This window comes from Streptomyces sp. sk2.1 (genome assembly GCF_008120935.1).
Taxonomy (GTDB): domain Bacteria; phylum Actinomycetota; class Actinomycetes; order Streptomycetales; family Streptomycetaceae; genus Streptomyces.
Map to the genome: position 1 here is coordinate 1 of NZ_RDBO01000039.1, position 8,967 is coordinate 8,967.

An 8,967-nucleotide genomic window follows, 5' to 3' on the forward strand; every position below is an offset into this window, starting at 1 on the left:
CCTAGTCTCGTGGGCTCGCCGGTCTCGGGGAGGCAGCCGCTGAAGGGGAAGTGGTGGGTCTCGGCGCCGCCGGTGCCGTGCAGCGAGGCGACCCAGACCGATCCGTTGACCGGTGCGCCGCTGCCGAGTTCCAGGTGGGCATTGGGGGCCAGGACGCTGCCGGGCCAGGCGGCGGAGCTGTGCTTGGTGACCGTGCGGGCGTCGGGGAAGTTCCACAGGAGGCGGGCGCGGACCTTGCCGCCGGAGGCGCTCTGGAGCTTGTCGTCCAGTACGTAGTCCTGGCCGCCGGAGAGGAAGAAACCGGTGGTGCCGGCCCCGGCCATGTCGTAGTCCCGGCCGCTGACGTTGACGACCGCGGTGGCGCCCGCGGGGACCTTGAGGAAGACCTCCTTGGCCTTCTCCAGCTGGTCGGTCGTCACCTTGAAGATGTTGCGGGAGGCGTTGGAGCCCTCCAGGGTGAGGCGGTTGCCGCTCGGCGTCACCCGGGTGCCGTCCGTGGCCGGTTCCTCGCCCAGGGCGGTGGAGTAGGCGCGGAGCTTGGCGAACTCGGCGTCGAAGTCGATGAGTCCGGCGTTCTTGCCGACGCTGCCCGCGTGCATTTCGAGGGCGCGGTCGCGGATCTCGCCGCCGACGACCGCGTTGCCCTTCATCACCGCGGTGACGGACTTGTCGTTGCGCAGGTCGCCGCGGACGACGAGGGAGGCGCGGCCGGGCAGGGCGTCGACCTCCGCCGCGGAGAGTTCGTTGGCGACGCTGAAGCCGCCGCGGAAGTCGGCGTTGCCGCCGACGGCCACCGCGCCCTCCGCGTCGGGGGTGTGGACGTCGTCACCGAGGACGAACTCGCCGTACTTCCCGGCGACTCCGAAGGCGTCGGTGGCACATCCGGCCGAGTCGGCCGGTGCGGCCTGCGCGGCGGGGGCGACGGTCAGGCCGAGGACGAGGGCTCCACCGAGCGCGGCGGCTGCGGCGGTTGCGGTTATGCGCATGGGGCTGGTTCTCCCGCGGAGGTGGTCGTAGAGCTTTTCGTGGCGGCTTTGCCCATGCTTTTCACAGATTGAAATATTGGTCAAGACCAATGCGTGCGGGGCGGGTGAACTGCCGTGATGGTGAGGGTTTGTCCGCCCGTCGGTGGGTTGCTGGTGAGGAGGGGGCGTCCGGGGGTGATGCACGGGTTCCGTGATCTGTCGTTCTGCCATGCCCGGCGGGTATGGACGTGGGTGGCGTGGTTGTGCAGATGACCGTTGTGCGGTGGTCGGTGGCGTCCCGCGGCGGCGAGGGCGCCCGGCTTCGGAGCCGGGTGCCGAAGGGGTTCCTGTTGCCCGAGGGGGTGTCCGGTCCTGTCGTCCACCGCGTGGACTGCGACGAGCGGGACGGGTTCGTTCCGCGCTTCCGGACGTTCGACGGCCTCCGCCCGCTGGAGAGCGAAACGGTGGTGAGGGTCGTACCGGAGGCCGACGGCGTGCGCGTCTTCGCGGACCGCAACCGGCGGGCCTGCGCTCCTCCCGCCCGTCGGCTGGGGGGCCGGGCAGTGGTTGCGCCGGCGGGACACGTCCAGCGGGCGCCGGCAGGTCGGGATGACGGTCGTGAACGTCGCCGTCGTCGGCCGTCCTCCGTCGAACCTCTTTCTCGGGGTGCCCGCGTTCAGCGCCGAATCCGTTGAGTCATGGATCGGTCAGAGGCGGGGCCGCGGGCGGGGACCGCCCCGAAGGAGTGGGCGACTCGGCTTTCCGCCAAGTGATTTCACGGCCCATCCGTCCGGCGGGTTTTGTTCCTTCACGAGCGGTGCGCCCACTGTTCGACGCGGGTGACTCGATTGCTGAGCGTGGCGCCCGGTCGTGAACGGCCGGGCGCCACGCTCCGGTTCATGAGCGGGCGTGGACGACGACGAACGCGGTGCGCGCCGTGGTGCCGTCCGGCAGCGGCGCGTCCGCGGTGACGTCGCCGAGCGCCTCCGCGTCGGCCTCCTGACCGGGCCGGAGCACCCGGTTCACGCGAAGGGCCAGTCGGCGCCCGTCGGATGCCGTCGTGACCAGGATCTCCGTGCCGTTCGGGTCGTCGGTGGCGGTCGTGGACGAGAGCTCCGCCCCGAGGCCCGACTCGTCGAACCGGGCCGTGACGGAGGGGTCGGGGGCGTTGCTCGTGCTCTGCATCTGCGGCTCCGCCTCGCCGACGACGAGCGCGAACAGCTGGGCGACGAGGACCGGGTCGCGCGTTCCGTCGTACACCCACCGGCGGCCCAGCACCCCGTGCTCGGACGTGCCGACGAGTGCTTCGTCGGCGCCCGCGAGCGGGGCGCCGCGGTAGGTGAACGGCACCTGGTAGGTGACCGGTTCGGCCCCCGAGGTGTCGGTGACCGCCATGAACTCGATCCCGACCTCGCCCTCCGGGTCGTCCAGCCGGAACCCGCCGGTCCTGGCCAGCTCGGGCCGCTGACCCGGCGTGCCTCGGTACCAGGGCTGCTCGGGCAGCCAGGTGTCGAGGAGTTCCAGCTTGGTGGGCGTCAGGGTGGTGCGGTGGATGACAGCCATGAGGGTGCGGATTCCTCCGGTGGATTCGGGCGGTTGGATTCAGGCGGTGCGTCGCCCGGCGGCGAAACCGGCGAGGACCGTCCAGGTGGTGGGGTGACGGTGGGGGTGGGGCCGGGACTGCGGGCCACCCTCGAAGCGATCAAGCGGCCGGGCGGCGACGGTACCGGCGGGGGAGGGGGAGAGCGAGCTCCAGCGGTAGCCCCGGTCCAGCCCCGTCGTCTGCTCGGTGATCGCCGTGTCCAGGCCGCCGCCCGGCCGCTTGATCGCTTCGAGGGTGGCCCGCAGTCGCTCCGAGGAGACGCCCAGCGTCCAGGCGGCCACGGGCAGCCGCTCCTCCTCGTAGGTGTCCAGCAGTGCGGACGACGCCCGGCCGGTGGCGACCCGGGCGAGCTTCCAGCCCAGGTTGAACGCGTCCTGGATGCCGGTGTTCATGCCCAGCCCGCCGGCGATGGGGTGCACGTGCGCGGCGTCCCCGGCCAGCAGCACCCGGCCCACCCGGTAGCGGTCCACCATGCGCTCGTTGACCCGGTACGTGGACAGCAGGGTGGCCTCGGTGAGGCGGTCGCCCGGCAGCCGGGTGTGCTTGGCGAACAGCCGCCGGAAGCCCTCCGGGGAGGGCGGCACCGGGGCTCCGGACCCGTCCCGCTCGGGTCCCGCCTGGAACCACCAGCCCGTGCGCGTGCCCGGGATCGGGCACAGCATCACGGCCCCGTCCTCGTCGAACCACTGGTGCCACAGGGCGCGGTCGAGCCCCTCCACCTCGACGTCCCCGCAGACCATCACCTGTTCCTCGGCCGTCCTGCCCTCGAACGGGAGGCCGAGCATCTTGCGCACCGGGCTGTGGCCGCCGTCGCAGCCCACCACGTACCGCGCCTCGATGCTCCGGCCGTCGGCGAGGGCGACGGTCACCGACTCGGGCCCCTGCGACAGGCCGACCGCCTCGGTGCCCAGCTCGACGTGGACGCCGTACTCCGCCAGCCGGGCGCGCAGGATCTCCTCCAGCTGCCACTGGGCGATCAGCCGGCCGTGGGCGTACGGGGCGTCCGGCGTGGGGCGCGTTCCCGCGGACGGGTCGGCGTCGGCGACCGGCAGCCCGTCGCGGTACTTGCGCATGGGCAGCGGCGCGGAGCCCTCCGCCAGCACCCGGTCGACGACGCCCAGGTCCTCCAGGACCTCCAGGGAGCGGGGGTTGGGGCCCTTGGCCCGCGAGCTGCGCGGGAACTCCCCGGACCGGTCGATGATCCGTACGTGGACCGCGCGCCGTGCCAGGTCGCAGGCGAGGGTCAGGCCCGTCGGGCCCGAACCGACGACGAGTACGGAGGTGACGGGCGCTGTTGCGGACATGCGGACTCCTCGGTCGTGTTTCCGTGGACCTCCAGGAAAACGTAACCGAGTCAAAAAGGCAACTGGGTAACTAAATTTGTGTGTCCGCGGCCTCGTGGGGGACGGGTGCCGGCGACGGCCGTCGTTCCCGGTGCTCCGGCCGGTCCGTCGCCGAGCGGGCCTCCCGCACCCGCATCCTGGTGCGCCGCGCCGTTCGGAACGCGTCCCAGGTCAGCAGGGCGAGGGCCAGCCACACCAGGGCGAACCCGGCCCACCGCTCCGGCGGCATCGCCTCGTGGAAGTACAGGACCCCCAGGCCGAACTGGAAGACGGGCGCCAGGTACTGCAGCAGGCCCAGCGTGGAGAGCGGCACCCGGATCGCCGCCGCCCCGAACAGGACGAGCGGGACCGCCGTGACGAGGCCCGTCGAGGCCAGCAGGGCCGCGTGACCGAGCCCCTCGGAGGCGAACGACGACTCGCCCCGCGCCCCCAGCCACAGCAGGTAGCCGAGCGCGGGCACGAACAGCACGGCGGTTTCGGCGGTCAGCGACTCCAGGCCGCCCATGTTGACCTTCTTCTTCACCAGCCCGTACAGCGCGAAGGAGAACGCCAGCGTCAGCGAGATCCACGGCGGCCGCCCGTAGCCGATCGCCAGCACCAGCACCGCCGCGGCGCCTATGCCCACCGCCACCCACTGGGCGGGACGCAGCCGTTCGCCCAGGACCAGCACGCCCAGGGCGATGGTGACCAGCGGGTTGATGAAGTAGCCGAGCGAGGCCTCCACGACGTGGTCGTGGTTCACGGACCAGATGTACAGGCCCCAGTTGACCGTGATCACGGTCGCGGCCACCGCGATCAGCGCGAGCTTGCGGGGCTGGCGCACCAGCTCGCCGATCCAGGCCCAGCGGCGCAGCACCAGCAGCGCGACCGCGACGAACCCGAGGGACCAGACCATGCGGTGGGCGAGGATCTCGACCGCCCCGGCGGGCTTCATCAGCGGCCAGAAGAGGGGGACGAGCCCCCACATGCCGTACGCCGCGAAGCCGGACAGGAGTCCGGCCCGCTGTTCGTTGTTCCCCTTCACGGGCCCTCCCGGCTTGTCGATTCGGTTGCTCCGTCAACTGCATGACGGTAGCGCCGTGAGGGCCGCAAGTCATACCCGTATCGCATTACGGTCATGACGCCCGGCTGCCGGGGCGGGTGGGGGCGGTGGTGCGGCAGGGGTGCTTTCGCGGCGGGAGTGGTGCGCCGGGGTGCCGACCGGCCGCCGGGGCGCGCGGGAGGCGCCCCGGCGACCGGGATTCCGGCCGACGAGGGGGCGGTGACGCGCCCGCGCCGCGTCCGGCGACGCGCCCGGACCGCCGCGGTCATGCCGCGGCGACGGCCTCGGCCACGGTCTCGGCGAGCGGGGTCGTGGGGCGGCCGATCAGCCGGGCCAGGTCGCCGCTCGTGCCGGCGAGCCGACCGCGCCCGATCGCCTCGTCGACGTCGACGAGGATCTCCGCGAAGAACTCGGGCACACCGGCGCCGACCAGGATCTCCCGGTGCTCGGCGGCGGGGACGTTCCGGTACGCGATCTCCTTGCCGGTGGCCCGCGCGATCTCGGCCGCGTACTCCGCCAACGACCAGGCGACGTCGCCGCTCAGCTCGTAGGCCGCGCCGATGTGGCCCTCGCCGGTCAGTACGGCGGCGGCCGCGGCGGCGTAGTCGGCGCGGGTGGCGGAGGCGATCCGGCCCTCGCCCGCGTTGGCGACGACGGCACCGTGCGCCAGGACCGGGGCGAGGTTGGCCGTGTAGTTCTCGGTGTACCAGCCGTTGCGCAGGAAGGTGTGGGGCAGGCCGGAGTCGAGGATCAGCCGCTCGGTGGCCCGGTGCTCGTCGGCCAGCCGGAAGTCGGCGTCGGGGCCGCCCAGGATGCCGGTGTACGCGAGCTGGGCGACGCCCGCCTCCTTGGCCGCCTCGATGACCGCGGTGTGCTGCGGCACGCGGCGGCCGACCTCGCTGCCGGAGATGAGCAGCACCCGGTCGCCGGCCCGGAAGGCGTCCTTCAGGGTCTCCGGCCGGTCGTAGTCCGCGACGCGGAGCTCGACGCCGCGTCCGGCGAGCGGGGCCGCCTTCTCCGCGTCGCGCACGACGGCGGCGATCCCGCTCGCGGGCACGGTGGCCAGCAGTTCCTCGACGACGAGACGGCCGAGCGCTCCGGTGGCTCCGGTGACGACGATGCTCATGGGTTTCTTCTCCTGGGGGGTGTTTGTCCCTGTTCGGGCTCCTGGGATCACCGTAGGAGATGCGCTAACTAATCGAAAGTACCCACTTTGAAGTAAGGTACTGGCATGGAAGTGAGCAGCCAGGGCCGGTGGCCCGGTGTGAAGGTGGTGAGCGGGCAGATGTGCCCCTCCCGGCTGGTGCTCGAACACGTCACCAGCCGCTGGGGCGTCCTGGTCCTGGCCGCGCTGCTGGAGCGCTCGTACCGCTTCAGCGAACTGCGCCGCGAGGTGGGCGGCGTCAGCGAGAAGATGCTGGCCCAGACCCTCCAGACGCTGGAGCGCGACGGCTTCGTGCACCGGGACGCGAAGCCGGTGATCCCGCCCCGGGTCGACTACTCGCTCACCGGCCTGGGCCGGGAGGCCGCCGAGCAGGTGGTCGCGCTGGGGCGCTGGACCGAGAGCCGCCTGGACGCGGTGCGGGCGGCGCGCGAGGCGTACGACGAACAGAGGGCACACGCCTCGCGCACCCCGTAGACCCTCCGGGCGGTCCCGTCATGCCCCGCGCGGCCCGCGCGCCCTGCACGGCTCGTACAAGCCCCGCACGGCTCGCGGGCTCAGTCCGGCTGGGGCGCGCGGCCCTCCTCCAGCGCGCGCAGCGCGCGCGACACGTCGAACGGCAGGATCGTCACCGCCACGTGCGGCAGCTGGGCCAGCGTCTTGGCCATCTGCTCGCCCGTGCCCCGGTGCAGCAGCTTGCCGAGCACGTTCGTGTACATCCGCCGCGGCACCAGCACCGTCAGCCCCGTCGTCCCGTCCTGCGTGGTGCGGACGGCCAGCTCCTCCATCGCGTGGCGCAGCCGCCGGTCCGGACAGGCCACCAGTTCCAGGGGTACGGACGTGGCGGCCGTCGCCTCCCAGCGGGCGGCCAGCCGCCGGCCGTGCGCCTCGTCGATCGCGAAGTGCACGGCCCTGATCTCGTCCGGGCGCAGCTCGTGCGCGTACCGCAGCGCCTTGAGCGCCGCCAGGTCGAGCGTCTCGACGAGGACGAAGACCAGATGGCGGCGGTCCCGGGGCCGGTCGGCCCCCGGCGCCTGGAGGCTCTGGAGCACGGCGGCCTCGCGCCGGTACTCGCGGTTGATCCGCGTCAGCGCCCACACGCCGAGCGGGAAGACCACCACGACCAGCCAGGCCCCCTCGGTGAACTTGGTCACCGCGAAGATCAGCACGACCGCGGCCGAGATGACCGCGGCGAGCCCGTTGACCGCGATCTTCGTCCGGCGGTACGGCTCGCGGCGCCGCAGGTGGTACGCGGTGAGCCCGGCACCGGCCATGGTGAAGGCGGTGAACACGCCGATCGCGTACAGCGCCACCAGCCTGTCCACACTGGCGTCGGTGACCAGCAGCAGCGCCGTCGAGACGACGGCCAGCGCGACGATGCCGTTGGAGAACGCCAGCCGGTGCCCGCGCCGGGTCAGCTGCCGGGGCAGGAACCGGTCCTCGGCGACGAAACTGGCGAGGAACGGGAAGCCGGTGAACGGGGTGTTGGCCCCGGTGTAGAGGACCAGCGCGGTCGCCAGCTGCACGAAGACCAGCCCGGCCGTCCCCGCCGGCCCGTCGCCGAAGGCGAGGTGCGCCTCCTGCGCGATGACGGTCGGGGTGCCGTCGACGTACGGGACGGCATGGGTGAAGTGCGCCATCGTGGAGACGCCGAGGACCAGGACGCCGAGCACACAGCTCATCGCGATCAGGGTGCGGCGGGCGTTGCGGCCCTGCGGTTCGCGGAACGCGGAGATGCCGTTGGAGATCGCTTCGAGCCCGGTGAGGGACGAGCCGCCGTTGGCGAACGAGCGCAGCACGATGAAGAGCGAGGCGCCGTACAGCCAGCCCTCGCCCGGGGTGCCGAACGGCACGGCCCCGGCCGCGTGCGGATCGGCGTGCGGCAGCCCGCCCGTCAGCTCGCGCAGCACGGCGACGACGAGGACGAGCCCGACGGCGGCCATGAACAGGTAGGCGGGCAGCGCGAAGGCCCGGCCCGCCTCGCGGATGCCGCGCAGGTTCCCGTACGCGAGCAGCACGATGACGCCGACGGAGACCGGGAGCTGGAGATGGTCCAGGCCGGTGAAGTCCTCCCCGACCAGGTGGGCGAGCGAGATCAGCGCGTTGGTGCCGGCCGAGACCTGCACGGCGACGGTGACGATGTAGTCGACGAGCAGGGCGACGGCGGCGATCTGCGCGACGTTCGGCCCGAAGTTCTCGCGCGCGACGACGTACGAGCCGCCCGCCCGGGTGTAGATCATGACGACGTCGCTGTAACAGAGCGTCAGGAGCAACAGGACCAGCAGGATCGCGCCGGTCACCGGCATCAGCAGGGTGAAGGCGGCGGCTCCGACGACGGGCACGAGGACCCGGAGCATCTCCTCGGAGCCGTACGCGGACGAACTGATGCAGTCGGAGGCGAGGACCCCGAGCGCCGTGCGGTTGCTCAGCTTCTCCTCGCTGATGCGCTCCGTGGTGAGGGGCCTGCCGAGCAGACGTCGTTTGATGCGGTACGCGGGGCGGTCGGGGGTCATGGCGCCATGGTGCGCGCCGACCGGGCCGGGTCCCGGTACGTCGTCGCCGGACGGGCCGTGGTGTGGCCCGTCCGGCGGGACGGCGGTGAGCGGGTGGTGCGGGTGCCGGTCCGGTGGGTGGCGGTCCGGTGGGTGGCGGTCCGGTGGGTGGTGCCGGGTCAGCCGGCGACGGTCCAGTTGTCGTTGCCGGCCAGGAGTGCGCCGAGGTCGCCCTTGCCCTGCTGTTCGACGGCGGTGTCGAGCTGTTCCGCCATGAGGGTGTCGTACACCGGTCGTTCGACGTCGCGCAGGATGCCGATGGGGGTGTGGTGGAGGGTGTCGGGGTCGGCGAGGCGGGAG

The 8,967-nt window shown here is 72.7% G+C and carries 6 protein-coding genes and 2 pseudogenes; 1 reads left to right on the forward strand and 7 read right to left on the reverse strand.

Going from position 1 to position 8,967, the window contains the following annotated elements; translation table 11 throughout:
- The 5 genes and pseudogenes from EAO76_RS14360 to EAO76_RS14380 form a co-directional block, all read right to left on the reverse strand.
- The coding region (locus EAO76_RS14360) for a choice-of-anchor A family protein (protein ID WP_148836338.1) at positions 1-986 on the reverse strand (986 nt) is incomplete at its 3' end.
- 876 nt (positions 987-1,862) lie between these two features.
- Positions 1,863-2,528 carry a maltokinase N-terminal cap-like domain-containing protein gene (locus tag EAO76_RS14365; RefSeq protein WP_148836339.1) on the reverse strand — a complete coding sequence of 222 codons (666 nt, stop codon included), beginning with the start codon at positions 2,526-2,528 and terminating at the stop codon, positions 1,863-1,865.
- A gap of 120 nt (positions 2,529-2,648) precedes the next feature.
- Positions 2,649-3,872 (reverse strand): annotated as a pseudogene (locus tag EAO76_RS14370) (FAD-dependent monooxygenase); the annotation flags it as partial.
- 70 nt (positions 3,873-3,942) lie between these two features.
- Positions 3,943-4,935: an EamA family transporter RarD gene (gene rarD, locus EAO76_RS14375; RefSeq protein WP_148836341.1), complete on the reverse strand. Its 993-nt coding sequence runs from the start codon at positions 4,933-4,935 to the stop codon at positions 3,943-3,945.
- A 283-nt stretch (positions 4,936-5,218) separates the two neighbouring features.
- Positions 5,219-6,079 (reverse strand): SDR family oxidoreductase, encoded by an 861-nt coding sequence (locus EAO76_RS14380; RefSeq protein WP_148836342.1) that lies wholly within the window; start codon positions 6,077-6,079, stop codon positions 5,219-5,221.
- A gap of 105 nt (positions 6,080-6,184) precedes the next feature.
- Here EAO76_RS14380 and EAO76_RS14385 point away from each other — a divergent pair, with 105 nt between their 5' ends.
- A complete protein-coding gene (locus EAO76_RS14385; protein ID WP_148836343.1) occupies positions 6,185-6,592 on the forward strand; it encodes a helix-turn-helix domain-containing protein in 408 nt (135 codons plus the stop codon).
- A gap of 80 nt (positions 6,593-6,672) precedes the next feature.
- On the opposite strand, the gene EAO76_RS14390 is transcribed toward EAO76_RS14385, so the two are convergent.
- Together EAO76_RS14390 and EAO76_RS14395 are read right to left on the reverse strand one after the other, a co-directional pair.
- Entirely contained in the window at positions 6,673-8,628 is a 1,956-nt protein-coding gene (locus tag EAO76_RS14390) for an APC family permease (protein ID WP_148836344.1), read from the reverse strand.
- Between the two features lie 158 nt (positions 8,629-8,786).
- Positions 8,787-8,967 (reverse strand): annotated as a pseudogene (locus EAO76_RS14395) (2-oxoacid:ferredoxin oxidoreductase subunit beta); the annotation flags it as partial.

Bases quoted from the DNA above. Each gene is read 5' to 3' on its own strand.
- EAO76_RS14365 (WP_148836339.1), bottom strand. From the start codon at position 2,528: ATGGCTGTCATCCACCGCACCACCCTGACGCCCACCAAGCTGGAACTC.
- EAO76_RS14380 (WP_148836342.1), bottom strand. From the start codon at position 6,079: ATGAGCATCGTCGTCACCGGAGCCACCGGAGCGCTCGGCCGTCTCGTC.
- EAO76_RS14385 (WP_148836343.1), top strand. From the start codon at position 6,185: ATGGAAGTGAGCAGCCAGGGCCGGTGGCCCGGTGTGAAGGTGGTGAGC.
- EAO76_RS14390 (WP_148836344.1), bottom strand. From the start codon at position 8,628: ATGACCCCCGACCGCCCCGCGTACCGCATCAAACGACGTCTGCTCGGC.